The organism is Streptomyces sp. NBC_00322, from assembly GCF_036147535.1.
GTDB lineage: Bacteria > Actinomycetota > Actinomycetes > Streptomycetales > Streptomycetaceae > Streptomyces.
Genome location: NZ_CP108019.1, coordinates 4,977,686 through 4,998,512, shown reverse-complemented (window position 1 = coordinate 4,998,512; position 20,827 = coordinate 4,977,686). Strand labels below are relative to the sequence as shown.

Below are 20,827 nucleotides of genomic sequence, written 5' to 3'. Positions count from 1 at the left end.
TCGCATACGGGGGTCTGGGGGCTTGCCCCCAGTTCGGGATGGGGGTACCTCCCACGGCCGCCAGGCCGTAGGAGGAGGGCGGGGTGGGGACTGGGCCCGCCGCAGGCGCACCGCCGGCACCCCGCACCCCGCACTCCGCACTCCGCGCAGGGAAGGTCGGCTGAATCGAACCGTCTTCCGGGCACCAAGGGCGGGTATGGAATCCCCCGGAGCCGGACCCCGAACCGCCGCCCGCCTCCAGGCTTTGCCCGCAGGAGTGTTCCTGACTGGTCGTCAGGTCTGTAATCTGACTATGCGTCAGTTAACCGCCAACGAGCAGGAGCGGGGCACAGCGATGCTTGGATCTACCCACGGCACCCTCACCTCCGACCTCCGCGCACGTGTGGTGGCCTGCGGGGAACAGCCCCGCAACGCCGTCCATGACACGGCCGCCATCACCGCGGTCGACGGCGATCTGGATGTCAGCGGACGGCCGTTGTACGCGCCGGTGCCTGATCTGGACCGTTTCTTCCGGCCCGCGTCCGTCGCCGTCGTCGGGGCGTCCGACGCCGACGGGCGGCCCAATACCGGTATCACCCGGCAGCTCGTCGACTGGGCCCGGCGCGTCGGCGCGCGGCTGTACCCCGTGCATCCCTCCCGGGAGAGCGTCTTCGGACTGCGCTGTGTGCCCTCCGTCGCCGAGCTGCCCGAGCAGGTCGATCTCGCCGTGCTGCTGGTCGGCGATCCGCTGCCGGTCATCGAGGAACTGGCCGAGGCCAAGGTGAAGTTCGCCGTCGCCTTCGCATCCGGGTATGCCGAGACCGGCCAGGAGGGCGCGGCGGCGCAGACGCGGCTGGCGGCCGCGGTGGAGCGGTCGGGGCTGCGGCTGCTCGGGCCCAACACCAATCTCAACGCCTTCGAGAAGTTCCGGGAGGACCTGGAAGGACCGGCGATCGCGCTGATCACCCAGTCGGGGCACCAGGGACGGCCCGTCTTCGCCCTGCAGGAGCTCGGCATACGGCTCTCCCACTGGGCGCCCACCGGCAACGAGGCCGATCTGGAGACCGCCGACTTCATCTCGTACTTCGCCGAGCGACCCGAGGTCGGGGCCATCGCCTGCTACGTGGAGGGCATCAAGGACGGCCGCTCCTTCCTGCTCGCCGCCGACCGGGCCGCGCAGCGCGGAGTCCCGGTCGTCGCGGTCAAGGTCGGGCGGACCGAGACCGGCGCGCGGATGGCCGCCTCGCACACCGGCAAGCTGACCGGCGCGGACCAGGTGGTGGACGCGGCAATGCGGCAGTTCGGGGTGATCCGGGTGGACGGGCTCGACGAACTCCAGGACACCGCCGCGCTGTTGGCGCGGGCGCGCAGGCCGGTGGCCGACGGCGTCGTCGTCTATTCGATCTCCGGCGGCACGGGCGCGCACTTCTCGGACCTGGCGGCGGCGGCCGGGCTGAAGCTCCCGCGGCTCTCCGAGGCCAAGCAGGCCGAACTGCACACCTGGATACCGGAGTATCTGAGCGTCGCGAACCCCGTCGACAACGGCGGGCACCCGGTGGGCGACTGGCGCGGCCGCAAGATCATCGACGCGATACTCGACGACCCGTCCGTCGGGGTGCTGATCTGTCCCATCACCGGCCCGTTCCCGCCGATGAGCGACAAGCTGGCCCAGGACCTGGTGGACGCCGCGGAGGCCACGGACAAGCTGGTGTGTGTGGTGTGGGGGTCGCCGGTGGGTACGGAGGCGGCGTACCGCGAGACGCTGCTCGGGTCCTCGCGCCTCGCCACGTTCCGTACCTTCGGCAACTGCATCACGGCCGTCCGCGCCTATCTGGACCACCACCGCTTCACCACCGGCTACCTCTCGCCCTTCGACGAGGCGCCGCGCACCCCGTCCCCCTCCTTCCGCAAGGCGCAGGCGCTGATGCGCCCGGGCAAGCAGCTGAGCGAACACGCGGCGAAGTCGCTGCTGCGGGCGTACGGCATCCGCGTGCCGCGCGAACAGCTGGTGACCAGCGCGGCGGCGGCGGTCCGGGCCGCGGGCCTGGTCGGCTACCCCGTCGTCATGAAGGCGTCCGGGACGCAGCTCGCCCACAAGACCGAACTGGGCCTGGTCAAGGTCGGGCTGACCTCGGCCAGCCAGGTACGTGACGCCTATCGCGAGCTGACCGACATCGCACGCTACGAGGACGTGGACCTGGACGGGATCCTGGTCTGCCAGATGGTCGAACGGGGCGTCGAGATGGTCGTCGGCGTGACCCAGGACGCGCTGTTCGGACCGACGGTGACGGTGGGCCTGGGCGGGGTGCTGGTCGAGGTCCTGCACGACGCGGCCGTACGCGTTCCTCCCTTCGGCGAGGACCAGGCACGCGCGATGCTCGGCGAACTGCGTGGGCGCGCCCTGCTGGACGGGGTCAGGGGCGGGCCGCCGGTGGATGTGGACGCGCTGGTGGAAGTCGTGCTGCGCATCCAGCGGATGGCCCTCGAACTGGGCGACGAGCTCTCCGAGCTGGACATCAACCCCTTGATGGTGCTGCCGCGCGGTCAGGGCGCGGTGGCACTGGACGCGCTGGCGGTGTGCCGGTGAGCGGCGATCTGCTGCACCGCGCGGAGGGCGGCGTCTGGTGGATCACCCTCAACCGCCCCGAGGCGATGAACGCCGTCACCCGGGACCAGCGGGAGAGGATCATGGAACTGCTCGACGCCGCGTCCGCCGACCCGGAGGTCCGGGCCATTGTCATCACCGCCACCGGCCGGGGTTTCTGCGCGGGCGCGGATCTGCGCGGCACCGCGCAGACCGGCCGGGAGCGGGTCGCCGGGGACGTCGCGCGGACGATACGGCTGGGGGCGCAGCGGCTGATCGGCGCGGTACTGGACTGCGAGAAGCCCGTGATCGCCGCGGTGAACGGCACCGCCGCCGGCATAGGCGCGCATCTGGCCTTCGCCTGTGATCTGGTCCTGGCGGCCGAAACCGCCAAGTTCATCGAGGTGTTCGTACGCCGCGGCCTCGTCCCGGACGGCGGCGGGGCGTATCTGCTGCCCCGGCTGATCGGACCGCAGCGCACGAAGGAGCTGATGTTCTTCGGCGACGCGCTCCCGGCGGCCGAGGCGGAACGGATCGGCCTGGTCAACCGGGTCGTCGCCGCGGAGGACTTGGAGAAGACGGCCCGCGAGTGGGCGGACCGGCTGGCGGCCGGACCGACGCGGGCTCTCGCGCTCACCAAGCAGCTGGTGAACGCGTCGCTGGAGTCGGACCTGGCCACGGCCTTCGCCGCGGAGGCGGCGGCGCAGGAGATCAACATGACGACGAGGGACGCGAACGAGGGCGTGGCGAGCTTCGTGGAACGCCGGACTCCGCGGTACCGGGGGCTGTAGTCAGCCGCCGTCCACGTCTCCGCGGTAGACGACCATCTCGACACGGCCACCCGCCGACTCGGGACCGCCCGTGCTGAAATACACCTTCGGGTCTCCGAACCGCCCCGTCGTACGGAGGATGCCGTCCGAGCCGGGGAGACACGAAGCCCCATCCACCTGCCCCTGTGGGACGCCGTGGGCTCACGGATAGTTGCTGCTCGGCCGATCCCCTTCCAATCTGACGATGCGTCAGCTTCAATGGCTGATGTGATGGGACATGCAGGGATGGCGGCCACCGCCGTCCGATACCTCAGGTCGGTCGGGGCCCCCACGGCCACCGAGCCGTTCGACGCCCTGCCGCGCCCGGACCTGCGGGCCGTCGGTGACGACGAGCGGCTGCCCGTCGACCCGGGTGAATTCCGGCGCGTACTGGGCCACTTCGCGACCGGCGTCACGGTCGTCACGGCGTACGACGAGATGGGCCCGGCCGGCTTCGCCTGCCAGTCCTTCGCCTCACTCTCACTCGATCCCCCGCTGATCGCCTTCATGGTCGCCCGTACGTCGACGACCTGGCCGCGCATCGCCGGCGCGGGCGCCTTCTGCGTCAACGTCCTGGGCGCGCACCAGGGCGAGCTATGCCGGGGCTTCGCGGTCAGCGGCGCGGACAAGTTCGCCGGCGTCCCGTACGACCGCGCACCGGCCACCGGGTCGCCGCGCCTGGAGTCCGTACCGGCCTGGATCGACTGCACGATCCAGGCCGTGCACACCGGCGGCGACCATCTGATCGTGGTGGGCCGGGTGGCGGCGCTCGGAGCGGCGGACGAGGCCACGCCGCTGCTCTTCCACCGGGGGAAGTTCGGCCGCTTCATCACGTGAGGGCGGCACTCCCCCTCCTCGGTTCTATCTGCTCACCCATGACGCCGGAGGCGGTAGCGGGGTCCTCAAGCAACTTCGAGACCTCCTCGCCCGCTGAACGGCCGAGGCCGGGAGCGGGACCTCCGTGAGCGCCTCCCGTGAACGCGTCAGGCAACCGGGTCCGGCGCACCCTTCACAAGGGAGACCGGCAGCGCCGCCGGCAGCGGGGCCAGGGGTCTGCGGCGGATGACCAGGGCCATCAGTGCCGCCGCCGCGCACAGCGCGCCCGAGGCGTACCAGATCACGTCGTACGAGCCGAACACGTCCCGCGCCACGCCGCCCGCGAAGGCCACCGCCGCCGCGCCCACCTGGTGGGAGGCCAGGACCCAGCCGAAGACGATCGCGCTGTCCTCGCCGTAGTGCTCGCGGCACAGGGCGATCGTCGGCGGGACCGTCGCCACCCAGTCGAGGCCGTAGAAGATGATGAAGAAGAGCATCGGCGGGTGGACGGACGGTGCCAGCAGCATCGGCAGGAAGAGCAGGGAGATGCCGCGCAGCGCGTAGTAGACCGCCAGCAGCCGCCGGGCCTCGAAGCGGTCGGTGAACCAGCCCGACGCGATCGTGCCGACGACATCGAAGACACCGATCACCGCGAGCAGCGACGCGGCCGCCGTGATCGGCATGCCGTGGTCGTGGGCGGCGGGCACGAAGTGGGTTTTGACCAGGCCGTTCGTCGATGCGCCGCAGATCGCGAAAGTGCCCGCGAGCAGCCAGAACGGCCCCGTGCGGGCCGCCCGGAACAGCACCTTGAGCGCTCGGCGGGCCGCGCCAGGAACCGGGCCCGGCTTCGGGGTGAAGCCCTCCGCGCCGTACGCCGCGATCCCCACGTCCGCCGGGTGGTCGCGCAGCAGCAGCCAGACGAAGGGGACGACCGCCAGCGCCGAGAGCGCGACGGTGATCGCGGCCGGGCGCCAGCCGTGGTGCTCGACCAGCCAGGAGAGGAGGGGGAGGAAGACCAGCTGGCCCGAGGCGCCGGCCGCGGTGAGGATGCCGGTGACCAGACCGCGCCGCCGCACGAACCATCTGTTGGTGACCGTCGCGGCAAAGGCCAGCGCCATCGAGCCGCTGCCCAGGCCGACCAGGATTCCCCAGTACAGGACCAGCTGCCAGGACGTCGTCATGAAGACCGTCAGCCCGGAGCCGAGCGCGATGACCGACAGGGCCACGGCGACCACCCGGCGGATGCCGAAGCGGTCCATCAGCGCCGCGGCGAACGGCGCGGTGAGCCCGTACAGCGCGAGATTGACCGAGACCGCGAAGCCGATCGTGCCGCGCGACCAGTCGAACTCCTCGTGCAGCGGCTCGATCAGCAGACCGGGCAGGGACGCGAACGCCGCGGCGCCGATGATCGTCACAAAGGTGACGACGGCGACGAACCAGGCGCGGTGAATACGAGGAGGACGACGGAGGGCGGGCGGGCTGTGGTGCGGGGCGGTTGTCTCGTTCACGTCACTCAGCATCCGGGGGCGGATCCCCGCCATCGAGTGGCCCGAGGGACAGCATTCGATAGGATCGGGCCATGGGTGACGTCACAACGCATCGGATCAAGAGGCATCGGGTGGTCGTGCTGGCCCTGACCGGGCTGCTTCCCTTCGAGCTGGGCATCCCGCACCGGATCTTCGGCCGCGCCAAGGACGCGGACGGCCATCCGCTCTACGAGATCGTCACCTGCTCGCTGCGCCCGGGACCCGTCCGTACAGAGGCCGACTTCGACATCCACGTCGAGCACGGCCCGGAGATCCTCGCCACCGCGGACACCGTCGTCATCCCCGCCTCGTACGAACTGGGTCCCGTCTACGAGGAGGGCCGGCTCACCGAAGAGCTGGCCGGCGCGCTCGCACACATCCGTCCCGGCACCCGCATGGTCTCCATCTGCACCGGCGGTTACGTCCTCGCCGCCGCCGGATACCTCGACGGGCGGCCCGCCACCACCCACTGGTCCTCCGCCGAGCACTTCCAGCGGCTCTTCCCCTCCGTCAAGGTCGACGCCGACGTGCTCTTCATCGACGACGGCGACGTCCTCACCTCGGCGGGCGTCGCCGCGGGCATCGATCTGTGCCTGCACATCGTGCGGCGCGACCACGGCACGGCCGTCGCCAACGACGTCGCGCGCCGCACCGTCGTACCGCCGCACCGCGACGGCGGGCAGGCCCAGTACATCCACCGGCCCGTCCCCGAACCGCAGTTGGCGACCACCACCGGCGCGCGAGCCTGGGCGCTGAGCCGGCTGCACGAGCCGATCCAGCTGCGCGACATGGCCGACCAGGAGTCCATGTCGGTACGGACGTTCACGCGCCGCTTCCGCGAGGAGGCGGGCATCAGCCCCGGGCAGTGGCTGACGCGGCAGCGCGTGGAGCGGGCCCGGCATCTGCTGGAGTCCACGGATCTCTCCGTCGACCAGGTGGCCCGGGACGCGGGCTTCGGCACGGCGCAGTCGATGCGGCAGCATCTGCAGGCGGCGCTGGGGGTCCCGCCGACCGCGTACCGGCGCGCTTTCCGCGCCGCCGCTGAAGGCTGAGGAGCGGCTCAGAAAGTCAGCACGCCGCGCGCCACCCGCCCGTGGTGCGCGTCGTCCGCCGCCTTCGCGAAGTCCTCGACCGGATACGTCTCGGTCACCAGCTCGTCCAGCAGCAGCCGGCCCTGCCGGTACAGCTCGGCGTACAGGGCGATGTCGTGCTGCGGGCGCGAGGAGCCGTAACGGCAGCCCAGGATGGACTTGTCCAGGAACATCGCCGCGGGCACGAAGGACGCCTCCGCCGTCGCCGACGGCATCCCCAGCAGAATCGCCTGCCCGCGCCGGTCGAGGAGCTCGATCGCCTGCCGGATCAGGCCGACGTGCCCGACGCACTCGAAGACATGGTCGGCGCCGGTCGGCAGAATGTCCCGCACCCCGTCGGCCGACGGGAGAAAGTCCGTCGCCCCGAACTGCCGGGCCACGGCCTCCTTCGCCGGGTTCGAGTCGACGGCGACGATCGCGGACGCGCCCGCGATCCGGGCGCCCTGGATGACGTTCAGCCCGATGCCGCCGGTCCCGATGACGACGACGGTGTCGCCGCGCTCCACCTTTGCGCGGTTCAGTACGGCTCCGACGCCCGTCAGAACCCCGCAGCCGATCAGCGCGGCGGACGTCAGCGGCAGCTCGGAGGGGATCTTCACCGCCTGGACGGCCTTGACGATCGTGCGTTCCGCGAAGGCGGAGTTGGAGGCGAACTGGAAGACCGGTTCGCCTCCGCGCGTGAACGGACGGCCGGGACGGCCGATCGCCTTGCGGCACATCGTGGGGCGGCCGCGGTCGCAGTCCGCGCAGGCGCCGCAGTTGGCGAGCGTGGAAAGCGAGACATGGTCGCCGGGCACGACATGGCCGACGCCCGCGCCGACCGCCTCCACCACGCCCGCGCCCTCGTGCCCGAGGACCACCGGCACGGGGAAGGGGATCGTGCCGTCGATCACGGAGAGATCGCTGTGACACAGCCCGGCGGCGGCGACGGCGACCAGCACCTCGCCGGGCCCCGGCTCCCGTATCTCCAGATCGTCGACCACCTGGGGCTGCTTGCCGTCGAAGACGACGCCTCTCATCGGGGCTCCCTCGGTAGGCCGAGCACCCGCTCGGCGATGATGCTGCGCTGGATTTCGTCCGAGCCGCCGTAGATCGTGTCGGCGCGGGTGAAGAGGAACAGGCGCTGGAGTGCGTCGAGTTCGTACGGGCACTTACGGCTCCAGTCGTACGGGCCGATGGCCGCGGCGGCGCCCCGGACGGCCATGGCGAGCTCGCCGAGACGCTGGTGCCAGCCGCCCCAGAGCAGTTTGGCGACGCTGGGGGCGCCGGGGTCGGCGGGATCATCCGAACTGCCCAGCGTGCGCAGGGCGTTCCAGCGCATGACGCGCAGCTCGGCCCACTGGCAGACGAGCCGGTCCGCGAGCACGGGGTCACCGGCGGCGCCGCTCTCCAGGGCCAGCCGGATCACGCGCTCCAACTCCTCGGCGAATCCGATCTGTTGGGTCAGCGTGGAGACCCCGCGCTCGAAGCCGAGCAGGCTCATCGCGACGCGCCAGCCGTTGCCCTCGCCGCCGACGAGATGCTCGGCGCGGGCCTCGGCGCCGTCGAAGAAGACTTCGTTGAACTCGCTCGTGCCGGTCATCTGGCGGATGGGACGTACCTCGATGCGGCCCGGCTGGTCCATCGGGACGAGCAGGAACGACAGTCCGTGGTGGCGCTGCGAGCCGGGCTCGGTCCTGGCCAGTACGAAGCACCAGTCGGCGTCCTGGGCGAGTGAGGTCCAGATCTTCTGTCCGTCGATCCGGTATGTGTCCCCGTCCCGGACCGCGGCGGTCCTGATCCCGGCGAGATCGGATCCGGCGCCGGGTTCGCTGTAGCCCTGGCACCAGAGCTCGTCACCGCGGGCGATCGCGGGCAGGAAGCGCGCCTTCTGCTCGTCGGTGCCGTGCGCGATGAGCGTCGGCGCGAGCAGGTTCTCGCCGATGTGGCCTACGCGGGCGGGGGCGGCGGCGCGGGCGTACTCCTCGGCCCAGACGACCTGCTGCGTAAGGCGGGCCTGCCGGTTGCCGTACCCGGCTTCGGCCCAGCCGATCCCGATCCAGCCGTCGCGGCCGAGCAGGCGCTCCCAGGTGCGGGGGGTGGCGGTGCGGGGCACGTGCGCGGTGAGCCAGGCGCGGGCGTCGTGGCGGAACGCGTCGTCGGCGGGGCCGAACTCGAAGTCCACGTTGTCTCCTAGGAGTTGTGTTTCCCCCACCCCGCCGCTTCCCGTAACTGGGGCGAAGCCCCAGACCCCGTCCGGGGCTTCGCCCCCGAACCCCCGTATGCGGCCTTCGGCCGCATGTCCTCAATCGCCGGACGGGCTGAAATTCAGCCCCGTGGGGGTCCCCCCGGACGAAGTCTGGGGGAGTTTGAGGCGCGGGGGTCCGGGGGCGGAGCCCCCGGTTACGGGATGGGGGTACCTCCCACGGCCGCCAGGCCGTAGGGGGAGGGCGGGGTGGGGTGAAGCCCGCCGCAGGCGACCGAGGCGCGGCCCCGTCACGCGTTCGGGCGGGCGCCCGATTCCGCCGCCCTCGCCATCTCCTCCAGCCGCGCCAGCATCGGCATCGGATCCACCCCCACCGTCCCCGGCAGGAAGTCCGCGATCCTCTCCGGGGTCCAGCCGCCCTCCGCGTACCCCGCCCTCAGTTCCCTCGGCTGCGCCCACACCGCGATCTTCGGGCCCGCGATCGTATAGACCTGGCCCGTGATCCGTTCCTCGCGGGCGGGGTCGGAGAGCAGGTAGACGACCAGCGCCGCCACGTCCTCCGGCTCGCCGATCTCCTTGAGCTCCATGGGGACGTTCGCGGACATGCGCGTACGAGCCACCGGCGCGACCGCGTTCGCCGTGACGCCGTACTTGTTGAGGCCCAGCGCCGCGCTGCGGACGAGCGAGATGATGCCGCCCTTCGCCGCGGAGTAGTTGGCCTGCGCCACGCTCCCCTGGTGGTTGCCGCTGGTGAAACCGATCAGCGTTCCGGCGCCCTGTTTGCGCATCACCGCGGACGCAGCCCGAAAGACCGTGAACGTGCCCTTCAGATGTGTGGCGACCACCTGGTCCCACTCCTCCTCGGACATGTTGAAGAGCATCCGCTCGCGCAGGATCCCGGCCACGCACACGACTCCGTCGATCCGCCCGTACTCGGCGAGCGCGACGTCCACGAGCCGCTGGCCCCCGGCCATTGTGGAGATGTCGTTGGCGACGGCGACCGCTTCGCCGCCCGCCGCGACGATCTCCTTGACGACCGCCGAAGCGATCTCGGACGTCGGCTCGCCGCCGCCGATGGAGACGCCGTAGTCGTTGACGACGACCCGCGCCCCTTCCGCTGCCGCGGCCAGGGCGACGGCCCGGCCGATGCCGCGGCCCGCGCCGGTGACGGCGACGACCTTGCCTGCCAAGAAGTTCCCCACGTCCGGCCCCTTCCCGCGGTTTCTGACGGACCGTTAGATTCTACGGTCAGTCAGATACTCGAGCACAAGCCCCAGGAGGCAGCCCGATGTCACTCCCGGCCGAGTTCCACGAGATCGCCAAACGCGTGAACAACTGGGGCCGTTGGGGCGCCGACGACGAGATGGGCACGCTGAACCTGATCACGGACGAGGTCGTCAGAGCCGCCGCCGAGGCCGTCCGCAGCGGGCGTCGCGTACCTCTCGCCCTCCCCCTCCACCAGGACGGCATCCAGACCGGTGTCATCCCGGGCCGGGTGAACCCCCTGCACACCATGGTCCAGATCAACCAGGAGCTCTTCGGACCCGGCACCGTCGCCACCAGCGACGACGCCGTGACCATGGGGCTCCAGGCCGCGACCCACTGGGACGCCCTGACCCATGTCTCCCACTCGGGGAAGATCTACAACGGCCGTCCCGCCGACACCATCACCCCGCACACCCGCGCGCAGTTCAGCGGCATCGACAAGGCCCCGTACATCGTCTCCCGCGGTGTCCTGCTCGATGTCGCACGCGCCAAGGGGCTGGACCGGCTGCCCGGCGGGCATGCCGTGACGCCCGAGGATCTGGACGAGGCCGCGGAGTTCGGCGGTGTCGCCGTCGGGCCCGGTGACATCGTTCTCGTACGGACGGGACAGATCCAGGTCGTCCTCGGCGGCGACAAGCACGCCTACGGCTATCCGTCCCCGGGCCTGTCGGTCCGCACCCCCGAGTGGTTCCACGCCCACGATGTCGCCGCCGTCGCGAACGACACCCTCACCTTCGAGATCTTCCCGCCGGAGATCGAGGACCTCTGGCTGCCCGTGCACGCCCTCGATCTCGTCGAGATGGGCATGCTCCAGGGCCAGAACTGGAACCTGGAGAGCCTGTCCACAGCTTGTGCGGAGGCGACGCGGTACGCATTCCTGCTGTCCGCGATGCCCGAGCCGTTCGTCGGCGCCACCGGAACCCCCGTTGCTCCGGTCGCGGTCCTGTGAGTCCTACGGGGTGGTGACGAAGCCCCGCACTCCGGGCTCGTACACAGTCCCCGGCGCGCCCTGGTCCACCTCGCACCGGTCCACCTCGCACCAGATGGACTTACCGACGCCCTCGCGCTGCCAGCCCCACCGGTCGGCGAGTCCGTCGACGAGTTCGAGGCCGCGGCCGTTGGTGTCGTCCCCCTCGGCGTGCCGCGGCTGCGGCGGGCAGGCGCTGATGTCGGCGACCTCCACCCGTACCGTCCCGGCCTCGGTCACTCCCGCGCCGAACAGCATGCGCAGGACCGCCGGACAGCCGGTGTGCACGACCGCGTTGGTGACCAGTTCCGAGATCAGCAGGATCAGTGTCTCGGCCAGCGGCTCGTCGTCCCCTATCCCGGACCCTGCGAGCCGCGATCGCGCCCACCTACGGGCTCGTCCCACCTCCGCCGGGTCGGGCCCGACTTCCAACTGAACCAGAAGCACCTGCACCGCTCACACCATCCGAACCGGCGGACACATCGCCTCGCGCATCGACAAGGTCCTCGACCAGGTCACCGAACGTGACTCCGTTACGAGACAGCATGGTTGACGTACAGTCACCGCAACAAGCGCTTCGGGCATATTCCAGCGCGAAGGAGTACCCGTGGTGCATACTGTGCGACGCACGTTGCGGGGAGTCGAACAGAGGCTCGCAGCCCGTACTCGCAGGGGGCGAGCGGCGCGCATTCCCGGGCCCGGAGCCGCCGCACCGGCAACACCGTGACAATCCTGCCTCGGAAGCACTCGCATCCCACGGAGGGTACCGGAGCGTGACCCCGACTCCGGCCCGTGACGAGTCGTCCCAAGGACACAACCCGGTATCGACGCTCAGTGACGCTTCAGAGTGCTGAGGCCAAGGCATCCGCCTGGATCTCCTCCGCCTCCGCGGCGGTCAGCCACATCTGCCCGCGCAGCCAGGCCCGTTTGAGATGCAGATGCACGTCCGCCTCCCATGTGAAGCCCATCCCGCCGTGCACCTGAAGACAGTCGCGGGCATTGCGCACCGCGGCCTCGTCGGCGAGCAGCTTGGCGCCGGCGATCTCGATGAAGTCCTCGGTGAGGGCGGCCGCGTAGACGGCGCTGCGAGCCAGTTCCGTGCGTACGAGCATCTGGGCACACAGATGCTTGACTGCCTGGAAGCCGCCGATGGGCTGCCCGAACTGTTCGCGTTCCCTGGCGTATCGCACGGCCGTCTCCGTGGTGCGGGCGGCGCTGCCGAGCTGTTCGGCGGCGGTCAGGAGCACGGCGTCCGGGCGCGGCGGGGCCTTCGGCGTCCCGTCCGGGATCCGGTGCACCGGAGTGAGCGGGTCCATGGACCGCACGGGACGGGTGTGGGGCAGATCCTTCGGGTCCCGCTTGCGTATCCCGGTGCCGTGGATCACCAGGGCCGCATCCGCCTCGGCGAAGTGCGGGATCAGCGAGCGCAGTTGGGTCGCACAGGTGACGACGCAGGTGCCGTCCGCCGCCTCCGGGATCCGTTCGGCGGCCACATGGGTCGCCACCAGCGGCCCGTTCAGCAGCGCCCGGCCCGCCTCCTCGAAGACCAGGGCCGCCTCGGGCAGCCCGAGCCCGGCACCGCCCTGAGCCTCGGGCAGGCGCAGCGAGAAGAATCCGGCCGCGCCGAGCTCGCGCCACAGCTCACGGTCGACCGTGCCTCCGCGGTCCACGGCGGCCCGCAGCGCCTCGGGCCCGAAGCGGCCCGCCAGCAATTCCCGTACGCCCCTCTGAAGGGCACGCTGGTCGTCGGTCAACCGGAAGTCCATCAGCGCCCCTTCGGCAGGCCGAGGATCCGCTCGGCGACGATGTTCCGCTGGATCTGGGAGGTGCCTGCGGCGATGGTGTACGAGAGCGAGGAGAGCCGGTCGGCGGCCCACTGCCGGTCGAGGTCGAAGGCATCGGGTCCGAGGACCTCGGCGGCCGCCTCGTACAGCTCCTGTCGCGCGTGGGAGTAGCGGAGCTTGAAGACCGAGCCGCCGATGCCGGGTACTCCGCCCGTCTGCTGGGACTCGCTGACGTTCCACTGGATGAGCCGCCACAGCGCGCAAAAATCGGCGCCCAGTCGGCCGAGCCGGCGGCGCAGCACCGGATCGTCCCAGGTGCCGTTCGCCCGTGCGGCGGCGGCCAGTTCGCCGAGCGTACGGCGGCAGGCGACGACCTCGCCGACGAAGGCCGTGCCGCGCTCGAAGGAGAGGGTGACCATGGTGACGCGCCAGCCGTCGTTCTCCTCGCCGACCCGGTTGGCGACCGGCACCCGGACCTCGTCCAGGAACACCTCGGCGAACTCCGCCGACCCGGCCAGTGTCCGCAGCGGGCGGACGGTGACCCCGGGCGTGTCCATCGGCATGGCCAGCCAGGAGATACCGCGGTGCCTGGGCGCGTCCGGATCGGTGCGCACCAGCAGCTCGCACCAGTCGGCGACCTCCGCGTGCGAGGTCCAGATCTTGGAGCCGGTGACGACATAGGCGTCGCCGTCCCGGACGGCTTTCGTACGCAGCGAGGCGAGGTCCGAGCCGGCGTCCGGCTCGCTGAAGCCCTGGCACCAGATCTCGTCGCCGCGCAGTACGGGCGGCAGCCAGCGTTCGCGCTGCCCGGCCGTGCCCTCGGCGGCGATCGTGGGCCCCGCGTGCAGCAGCCCGACGAAGTTCGCGCCCACATAGGGCGCGCCCGCCCGCTCGGTCTCCTCCAGGAAGATCAGGCGCTGGGTGGGGGACGCGTCCCAGTGGACGTCCGCGTAACCGGCGTCGTACAGCATCCGCTGCCACGTGGTGTCGTACGCCCGGCGGCCCGGCCAGTCCAGCGGGTCGGGCCGGGCGGGCAGCTTCGGCAGCGAGAGTTCCAGCCACTCGCGCAGCCGCGCCCTGAAGACCTCTTCCTCCTCGGTGTACGTGAGGTCCATCAACGATCCAGGTCGAGGTCGAGCATGCGGATCGCGTTGCCGCGCATCAGCTTGTAGACCGTCTCGTCGTCCAGGCCCTTGACGTGGTCGAGTGCGACGTCCTTGGTGTGCGGGAAGGTCGAGTCGACGTGCGGGTAGTCGGTCTCGAAGGTGGCGTTGTCACGGCCGACGACGTCGAGGGACGCGATCCCGTGCTTGTCGCGGAAGAAGCAGCAGAACATCTGCCGGTAGTAGTACGTCGAGGGCGGCTCGGGGATCAGATCGCGCACCCCGCCCCAGGCCCGGTGCTCCTCCCACACGTCGTCGGCGCGTTCCAGGGCGTACGGAATCCAGCCCATCTGGCCCTCGCTGTACGCCAGCTTCAGCCGCGGGAACTTCACCAGGACGCCGGAGAAGAGGAAGTCCATCATCGAGGCCATGGCGTTGTTGAAGCTGAGCGAGGCCTGCACGGCGGGCGGGGCGTCCGGGGATGCGGCGGGCATCTGGGAGCTGGAGCCGATGTGCATGTTCACCACCGTGCCGGTCTCCTGGCAGATCGCGAAGAACGGGTCCCAGTAGCCGGAGTGGATCGACGGCAGCCCCAGATAGGTGGGGATCTCGGAGAAGGTCACGGCCTTCACGCCGCGTGCGGCATTGCGCCTGATCTCCGCGACGGCCAGGCCGATGTCCCAGAGCGGGATGATGCACAGCGGGATGAGCCGGCCGCCGCTGTCGCCGCACCACTCCTCGACCATCCAGTCGTTGTAGGCGCGTACGCAGGCGAGCGCGACCTCCTTGTCGTGGGCCTCGGCGAAGGTCTGCCCGCAAAAGCGCGGGAAGGTGGGGAAGCACAGGCTCGCCTCCACATGGTTGAGGTCCATGTCCGCGAGGCGTTCCTTGGGGTCCCAGCAGCCCCGGCGCATCTGAGCGCGGGTGATGCCTTCGAGGGTCATGTCGTCGCGGTCGAAGCCGACGGCGGCGATATTGCGCTTGTACGGGAACTTGAGGTCCTCGTAGATCCACCAGTCGGTCGGGGGGCCGTCGGGATCCATGGTGATCTGGTATTTCCCGGCGACGTACGCGAGCTCGCCGATGCCGGCGGTCAGCGGCTGGGGGCCGCGGTCCCGGTACTTCGCCGGGAGCCAGGTCTCGAAGAGGTGGGCCGGCTCGATCACATGGTCGTCGACGCTGATGATCCGAGGCAGTTCCGTCATGGTGTCCCCTCCGCCGTGCCCGGTGCGGCCGCCGGACAGCGCTGAATCTGATGACCCGTCAGAAATCAGGCTAGCCCCGCACCCCTGGACCGACAAGGCGGTGAGCCCTACGCTCTCGGCACGATCTGACTACCCGTCAGCAATGGAGGGTTACGGACCATGAACGAGACCGCACACGCCCTGGGCGCATCGCGCACCCTCTGGGAACTTCTCCGGCGCAGGGCGGCGCTCACCCCCGACCGGCCCGTGTTCCTCCACGAGAGCCGCAGCCTCACCTTCGGCGAACTGCGGGACCGCTCGGAGCGGGTCGCGGCCGGTCTGTACGAACTGGGCGTGCGGCCGGGAAGCGTGGTCGCCTGGCAGCTGCCGACCCGGATCGAGACGGCGCTGCTCTCCTTCGCGCTCGCCCGCATCGGCGCCGTACAGTCGCCCGTCATCCCCTTCTACCGGGACCGCGAGGTCGGCTTCGCACTACGGGAGTCCAAGGCCGCGTTCTTCGCCGTGCCGGGGACCTGGCGCGGCTTCGACCACGCGGGCATGGCGCACCGGCTCGCGCTGGAACTGCCCGAACCGCCGCTGGTCTTCGCGGCGTACGACACGCTGCCCGACGCCGATCCGGCGGTCCTGCCACCACCGCCGGAATCCGGGACGGACGTGCGCTGGATCTACTGGACCTCGGGCACCACCTCCGAACCCAAGGGCGTGCTGCACACCGACCGTTCCCTCATCGCGGGCGGCGCGTGCCTGGCAGACGCACTGCATCTGTCGGCCGACGACGTCGGCTCGATGGCCTTCCCCTTCGCACACATCGCCGGGCCCGACTACACGGTGATGCTGCTGCTGTACGGCTTCCCCGCGGTGATGTTCGAGCAGTTCGCGCTGCCCGACGCGCTGGAGGACTACCGCAGACACGGGGTGACCGTCGCCGGCGGATCCACCGCGTTCTACTCGATGTTCCTCGCCGAGCAGCGCAAACAGCCCGGGCAGCCGCTGATCCCCAGCCTGCGGCTGCTGGCCGGGGGCGGGGCGCCCAAGCCGCCGGAGATCTACCACGCCGTCGTGCGCGAGATGGGCTGCGGGCTCACCCACGGGTACGGGATGACGGAGGTCCCCATGATCACCATGGGCGCGCCCGACGACACGGCCGACAACCTCGCCACGACGGAGGGCCGGCCGCCCGCGGGCATGGAGATACGCATCGTCGACGGCGAGGTCCGCCTGCGCGGCGAGGCCGTCTGCCAGGGCTACCTGGATCCGGTCCAGTCCGCCGCGGCGTTCGACGGCGAGGGCTTCTTCATCACCGGCGACCTCGGGCATGTCACGGACTCCGGGCATCTCGTCCTCACCGGGCGGCTGAAGGACGTCATCATCCGCAAGGGCGAGAACATCTCGGCGAAGGAGATCGAGGACCTGCTCCACGAGCACGCGGGGGTGGCGGACGTCGCGGTGATCGGGCTGCCGGACGCGGAGAGGGGGGAGCGGGTGTGTGCGGTGGTGGAACAGGTGGCGGGCGCCGAGGAGTTGACGCTCGACGCCGTCACGTCCTATCTGCGGGGGGCGGGGTTGTCGGTGCACAAGCTGCCGGAGCAGCTGGAGATCACGGATGGGTTGCCGCGGAACGAGACGTTGCGGAAGGTGCTCAAGTACAAGCTGAGGGAGCGGTATTCCTGACCGCAGCCGCCGCCCCCTAGAGCCTGCTCAGCGACGCCGCCGCGAACAGCACGTCCCGGATCGCCTCCCGGTCGCCGTCCTGGCCCGCCGCTGCCTCCTCCGGTGAGACGTGCCCCGCCACCAGGCGGCAGAACTCCAGGCCGTCCAGCGCCACTTGAGCCACCGCCTGGTCCGCCGAGGCGACGGCCGCCGGGGAGTCCAGGGCGATGTACCAGTTCCCGCCGCCCGAACCTTCGACCTCCAGATGCAGTGAACGGCCGGGAGCGCCGGCCGCCACCAGATGCCTGGCCGGTCCGGCGAGCCCCGCGCGTCTGCGGTCGGCGAGTGCCGCGGGCAGCAGCCGCGCCGCCAGGTCGATCATCCGGTGCAGATGGGAGCCGCTCGGCGGCTCGTACGGATAGTCCACCGCGTCCGCGATGTCGCCGGCGTGGATCCAGCACTCGAAGGCCCGGTCCAGCAGGGAGTCCCCCAGCGGCAGGGCGAAGTCCCCGTACGACACCGACAGTTCGGCGACGCCGCGGCCCGCGAAGGACACGGTCCTGATCAGGGTGTGGCTCTGGTCGCGCCACGGCTCGCGGACGGCGCGCGTGCGCGGCAGGTCGGTGGTGCGCCAGTACGCCTCGGTGCGATCGGTCGGCACCGTCGGTGCGTTCGCCCCGAGGGGGTCGTCCAGGCCGAGCGCGCTCGCGACCAGGCCGTCGATGGCCATCAGATGCCCGATCACCCCGGCGACGGTCGTCCGGCGGCTCACCTGCCGTTCGTCCTCGAACCACTTGAGGTGCACCGGCGCGTGCCACTCCGACTCGCCGATGTCCCGCAGCAGCGCGTCGAGCCGCGCGGTCTCGGCGTCGTACGGAGTCGCCCAGACGGGCACGGGGATACGCGCGGGCCTGCGCCCCAGGCAGTTCTCCAGCACCCGGAAGCGCAGCAGCGGGTCGAGGTCCAGATCCCGGTCGGTGTGCAGCAGTGCGACGGCGTCGCGCAGCCGCAGGGCCTCTTCCGCGCAGGGCGCGCAGTCGCCGAGGTGCTGCTCGACCGCCGCGGTCTCCTCGGCGGAGCAGGCGGACAGCGCCCACGCGCCGAGCAGCGACTTCAGCACGCTGTGGGACGGCCGTTGGATGGGCGCGGGCGGTACTTCGGGTACGGGCTGCGCCTCGGGCACCGTCTGTGCTGGCTGCTCGGGCACGCCGCGGAGCGGCAACAGACGTGCGGGCGGGTCCAGATCGTCCGCCGCCGGCCGCGGTCCCGGTATGCGCGGACCGCCCCGTACCTCGTCGCGGCCGTCGTCGCCGGAGCGGCCGTTTCCGCGGCCGCCGTCGAGTGGCCCGTTCACAAGGAGCGTCCGTATCGGGGCGGGGAGGAGCCTTGCAGGGAGGAGCCTTCCAGCGGGCGCGTGTTGGCGGTGGACAGCAGCTGGAGGCCGAGCCGCAGCCGGCGCCTGGCCTCGTCCTCGGTGACCCCGAGGTCGGCCGCCGTCTGACGGTAGTCCCGGCGCTGGAAGTACGCCAGCTCCAGTGCGTCCCGCAGGGGCGCGGGCATGGAGGTGACGATGTAGTCGGCGCGGGCGGCGACCGCTGCCCTGCGCACCTTCTGCTCCAGCTCCTCGGTGGTGCCCTCGCCGCCCTGGGCGAGTGCGGCGGCCTCGGTCTGGCGCAGCCGGTGCACGGCCTGGCTGTTGGTGAGCCTGGCCACCCAGGAACGCATCGAGCCGTGCTTGGGGTCGTAGGAGTCGGGGTTCTCCCAGATGTAGCCGAAGACCTCACGCGTCACCTGGTCTGCGGCCTCGTCGTCGTCGAGCACCCGGTGGGCGAGCATGTGCACCAGTGAGGCGAACTTGTCGTACAGCTCTCCGAGCGCGGCGGCCTCTCCCCGTGCCAGCCGCTGCTGCATCCTGCGGTCCCAGCGCGGCGGTGTGTCCTTTGCCATTCGGCCCCCAAGCCTGTCCCCTGTGCCTGTCGCCTCTTCGAATGTAGTGCGCGTTGCTGCGAACGCACGCCCCTTTATGGCAAGTGCGCCCCCGAGGAGCAGGTTCAATGGTAGGGGCGGTCTGCTCCCGCAAGCCTGCCTTGAGCTTCGTGTTTCAGGCGGGAGGAGCGGGGCAGTCGCGTCAGGAAGGGCAGCTTCCGGATGTGTACGGCCGCACTTCAGCGGGCGCGGCACTCCGGATCGGCGTGAGGAGAGGTCCGGACGTGATGCTCAAGGTGGACGAGACCCGGCAGGGCGCATGGACCGTGCTGCACGTCTGTGGAGAGCTCGATCTCGTCTCGTCGCCCACGGTCCGCCAGCACGTCCACGACGCGGTCGCCGTCGGCCGCCGCGATGTGGTGCTCGACCTCTCCGAGGTGCTCTTCTGCGACTCCAGCGGCGTCGGAGTGCTCATCGCCGCCCGCCGCCTGCTGCGCTCCTGCCAGGGCAGGCTGCGCCTGATACTGCCCGCCCACGGCGCCGAGGAGGGCTCACACGTCAACCGGGTGCTGGGCGCCCTGGGGGTGCGGCGCCTGTTCGACGTGTACGCGGACACGCACTCGGCCACCGACGAGGAGGCCCAGCCGCTCTCCGCCTGATTCGGTAGCCGCCGCGCGGTCACCGTGTGACGTTTCGCCGTCACCGGGCGTACCCGCGGATGTCGTCGTGATGTCGTCAGCACGTAAATGGGGGAGTAGTTGCACGCGTCAGCGCTCGGAGTCGTACGCTCGCCCTCATGGACAGCGCAGAATACGAGCGCAAGATCGCTTCCCGCTTCGCCGCCTTCGACCAGGACGGCAATGGCTACATCGACCGTCAGGACTTCAGCGGGGCGACCGCCGCGCTGCTCGCCGAGTTCTCCACCACGGCTCGCTGTGACAAGGGCCAGGCCCTCTACAGCGGTGCGGAGGCGTTCTGGCAGGGCATGGCCGGGATCGCCGATGTGGACGGCGACCAGCGGGTCACCCGCCCGGAATTCATCACGGGCGCGGTGAAGAGACTGCGCGACAACCCCCAGCGGTTCGCCGAGATCGCCCGCCCCTTCCTCCACGCCCTGATCGACATCGCCGACGAGGACGGCTCCGGTGTGACACCGTCCGCCGCCGAGCGCGTGCTGGAGGTGCTGGGCGTCGAACCGACGCTGGCGGCGCGGGTGGCGGTGGGCCTTGACGCGGACGGGGACGGCCGGATCACGGAGGAGGAGATCCTGTCGGGCTTCGCGTCGTATTTCGTCACGCCGGAGCCGTAGCCCTGCCTCCGGGGCTGCGCCCCAGACTCCGCTTCCGCAAACGGCGGACGGGCTTGCCTGGCGATCGAGGGCACGGTCCAGCAAGCCCGTCCGGCCCGAATACCAACCGTGGGCGAGAAGGGCTCGGCCACTGGCCGAGGCCTTCAGCAGCCACTGGAGTGCATCGAGAGGCTGAACGGCGAAGGCCCCAGCTGCCTTTGGATCGGGGCTGCCGGGGCCTGCTTGCTCTGGATGGTCAGGGGCGGCCGAGGGCTCGGTAGGTCCATCCGGCCAGGTTCCCGTGCAGCGCCTACTCTCCGCCCACCGCGACGTTCGGGTTCCCGTCCCGCCCCTGTGGCTTGAGCTCGATCTGGATCGTGTGCGTCGTGTCCCGCGCCGCCGAGCCGCCGCCGCCCGCCGTCAGCACCCCGATGCGCAGCTCCGCACGTCCGCTGCCCTCGCGGCGGACCTGGACCGCGAACTCCAGATTCACCTTCTCCACGCTGAACTTGAGGTCGCGTCCCTCGCCCGCCCGCTGGGCCCGTTCCAGCTCGTCGCGGACCTGTCCGATCACCTCGGCCAGTCCCGCCACAGCGGCATCGTCACGCTCAGCCATCGCGCACCCCGTCTCCCGTAGTTATGGTTGGG

The 20,827-nt window shown here is 71.0% G+C and carries 20 protein-coding genes; 8 read left to right on the top strand and 12 right to left on the bottom strand.

All coding sequences use genetic code 11. The features are described 5' to 3' along the window. The first annotated feature begins 334 nt into the window (after window positions 1–334). Together OG905_RS22785 and OG905_RS22780 are read left to right on the top strand one after the other, a co-directional pair. A complete protein-coding gene (locus tag OG905_RS22785) occupies window positions 335–2,566 on the top strand; it encodes an acetate--CoA ligase family protein (RefSeq protein WP_328676551.1) in 2,232 nt (743 codons plus the stop codon). Window positions 2,567–2,631: 65 nt separating this feature from the next. Then, window positions 2,632–3,354, top strand: a complete 723-nt coding sequence (locus OG905_RS22780; protein WP_328682536.1) for an enoyl-CoA hydratase/isomerase family protein — start codon at window positions 2,632–2,634, stop codon at window positions 3,352–3,354. Here OG905_RS22780 and OG905_RS22775 read toward each other — a convergent pair whose 3' ends face one another. Next, window positions 3,355–3,510, bottom strand: a complete 156-nt coding sequence (locus OG905_RS22775) for a hypothetical protein (RefSeq protein WP_328676550.1) — start codon at window positions 3,508–3,510, stop codon at window positions 3,355–3,357. It lies immediately after the preceding gene. A 108-nt stretch (window positions 3,511–3,618) separates the two neighbouring features. Here OG905_RS22775 and OG905_RS22770 point away from each other — a divergent pair, with 108 nt between their 5' ends. Next, the gene (locus tag OG905_RS22770; protein WP_328682535.1) at window positions 3,619–4,209 is read left to right on the top strand and encodes a flavin reductase family protein; all 591 of its coding nucleotides are present in this window, start codon (window positions 3,619–3,621) and stop codon (window positions 4,207–4,209) included. A 146-nt stretch (window positions 4,210–4,355) separates the two neighbouring features. On the opposite strand, the gene OG905_RS22765 is transcribed toward OG905_RS22770, so the two are convergent. Continuing rightward, window positions 4,356–5,708: an MFS transporter gene (locus OG905_RS22765; protein ID WP_328676548.1), complete on the bottom strand. Its 1,353-nt coding sequence runs from the start codon at window positions 5,706–5,708 to the stop codon at window positions 4,356–4,358. 59 nt (window positions 5,709–5,767) lie between these two features. Here OG905_RS22765 and OG905_RS22760 point away from each other — a divergent pair, with 59 nt between their 5' ends. Then, a complete protein-coding gene (locus OG905_RS22760) occupies window positions 5,768–6,766 on the top strand; it encodes a GlxA family transcriptional regulator (RefSeq protein WP_328676546.1) in 999 nt (332 codons plus the stop codon). A gap of 8 nt (window positions 6,767–6,774) precedes the next feature. On the opposite strand, the gene OG905_RS22755 is transcribed toward OG905_RS22760, so the two are convergent. The 3 genes from OG905_RS22755 to OG905_RS22745 form a co-directional block, all read right to left on the bottom strand. Beyond that, window positions 6,775–7,824, bottom strand: coding sequence for a Zn-dependent alcohol dehydrogenase (locus tag OG905_RS22755; RefSeq protein ID WP_328676543.1), 1,050 nt, complete (start codon window positions 7,822–7,824; stop codon window positions 6,775–6,777). Further along, window positions 7,821–8,969: an acyl-CoA dehydrogenase family protein gene (locus OG905_RS22750; protein WP_328676541.1), complete on the bottom strand. Its 1,149-nt coding sequence runs from the start codon at window positions 8,967–8,969 to the stop codon at window positions 7,821–7,823. The genes OG905_RS22755 and OG905_RS22750 overlap by 4 nt, the downstream gene beginning before the upstream one ends. Window positions 8,970–9,280: 311 nt before the next feature. Continuing rightward, on the bottom strand, window positions 9,281–10,192 hold the full coding sequence (locus OG905_RS22745; protein WP_328676539.1) for an SDR family oxidoreductase: 912 nt from the start codon (window positions 10,190–10,192) through the stop codon (window positions 9,281–9,283). An 86-nt stretch (window positions 10,193–10,278) separates the two neighbouring features. Here OG905_RS22745 and OG905_RS22740 point away from each other — a divergent pair, with 86 nt between their 5' ends. After that, complete coding sequence (locus OG905_RS22740; RefSeq protein ID WP_328676537.1) at window positions 10,279–11,205, top strand: cyclase family protein; 927 nt, start codon at window positions 10,279–10,281, stop codon at window positions 11,203–11,205. A 3-nt stretch (window positions 11,206–11,208) separates the two neighbouring features. Here the strand turns inward: OG905_RS22740 and OG905_RS22735 are convergent, their stop codons facing one another. The 4 genes from OG905_RS22735 to OG905_RS22720 form a co-directional block, all read right to left on the bottom strand. Next, window positions 11,209–11,676, bottom strand: coding sequence for an ATP-binding protein (locus tag OG905_RS22735; RefSeq protein ID WP_328676535.1), 468 nt, complete (start codon window positions 11,674–11,676; stop codon window positions 11,209–11,211). 389 nt (window positions 11,677–12,065) lie between these two features. Further along, entirely contained in the window at window positions 12,066–12,989 is a 924-nt protein-coding gene (locus OG905_RS22730; RefSeq protein WP_328676533.1) for an acyl-CoA dehydrogenase family protein, read from the bottom strand. Next, window positions 12,989–14,122: an acyl-CoA dehydrogenase family protein gene (locus OG905_RS22725; protein WP_328676531.1), complete on the bottom strand. Its 1,134-nt coding sequence runs from the start codon at window positions 14,120–14,122 to the stop codon at window positions 12,989–12,991. The genes OG905_RS22730 and OG905_RS22725 overlap by 1 nt, the downstream gene beginning before the upstream one ends. Continuing rightward, on the bottom strand, window positions 14,122–15,315 hold the full coding sequence (locus tag OG905_RS22720; protein WP_328676529.1) for an amidohydrolase family protein: 1,194 nt from the start codon (window positions 15,313–15,315) through the stop codon (window positions 14,122–14,124). Before OG905_RS22720 ends, OG905_RS22725 begins: the two co-directional genes overlap by 1 nt. A 159-nt stretch (window positions 15,316–15,474) precedes the next feature. Here OG905_RS22720 and OG905_RS22715 point away from each other — a divergent pair, with 159 nt between their 5' ends. Further along, entirely contained in the window at window positions 15,475–16,986 is a 1,512-nt protein-coding gene (locus OG905_RS22715; RefSeq protein WP_328676527.1) for a class I adenylate-forming enzyme family protein, read from the top strand. A gap of 16 nt (window positions 16,987–17,002) precedes the next feature. Here the strand turns inward: OG905_RS22715 and OG905_RS22710 are convergent, their stop codons facing one another. After that, window positions 17,003–18,319 (bottom strand): anti-sigma factor family protein, encoded by a 1,317-nt coding sequence (locus OG905_RS22710; protein ID WP_328676525.1) that lies wholly within the window; start codon window positions 18,317–18,319, stop codon window positions 17,003–17,005. Further along, a complete protein-coding gene (locus OG905_RS22705; protein WP_328676524.1) occupies window positions 18,316–18,912 on the bottom strand; it encodes a sigma-70 family RNA polymerase sigma factor in 597 nt (198 codons plus the stop codon). The genes OG905_RS22710 and OG905_RS22705 overlap by 4 nt, the downstream gene beginning before the upstream one ends. A gap of 263 nt (window positions 18,913–19,175) precedes the next feature. Here OG905_RS22705 and OG905_RS22700 point away from each other — a divergent pair, with 263 nt between their 5' ends. Together OG905_RS22700 and OG905_RS22695 are read left to right on the top strand one after the other, a co-directional pair. Next, window positions 19,176–19,550 (top strand): STAS domain-containing protein, encoded by a 375-nt coding sequence (locus OG905_RS22700; RefSeq protein ID WP_328676522.1) that lies wholly within the window; start codon window positions 19,176–19,178, stop codon window positions 19,548–19,550. A 137-nt stretch (window positions 19,551–19,687) separates the two neighbouring features. Continuing rightward, window positions 19,688–20,200, top strand: a complete 513-nt coding sequence (locus OG905_RS22695) for an EF-hand domain-containing protein (protein WP_328676519.1) — start codon at window positions 19,688–19,690, stop codon at window positions 20,198–20,200. A 289-nt stretch (window positions 20,201–20,489) separates the two neighbouring features. On the opposite strand, the gene OG905_RS22690 is transcribed toward OG905_RS22695, so the two are convergent. After that, entirely contained in the window at window positions 20,490–20,795 is a 306-nt protein-coding gene (locus tag OG905_RS22690; protein ID WP_328676518.1) for a trypco2 family protein, read from the bottom strand. Window positions 20,796–20,827 lie beyond the last annotated feature (32 nt).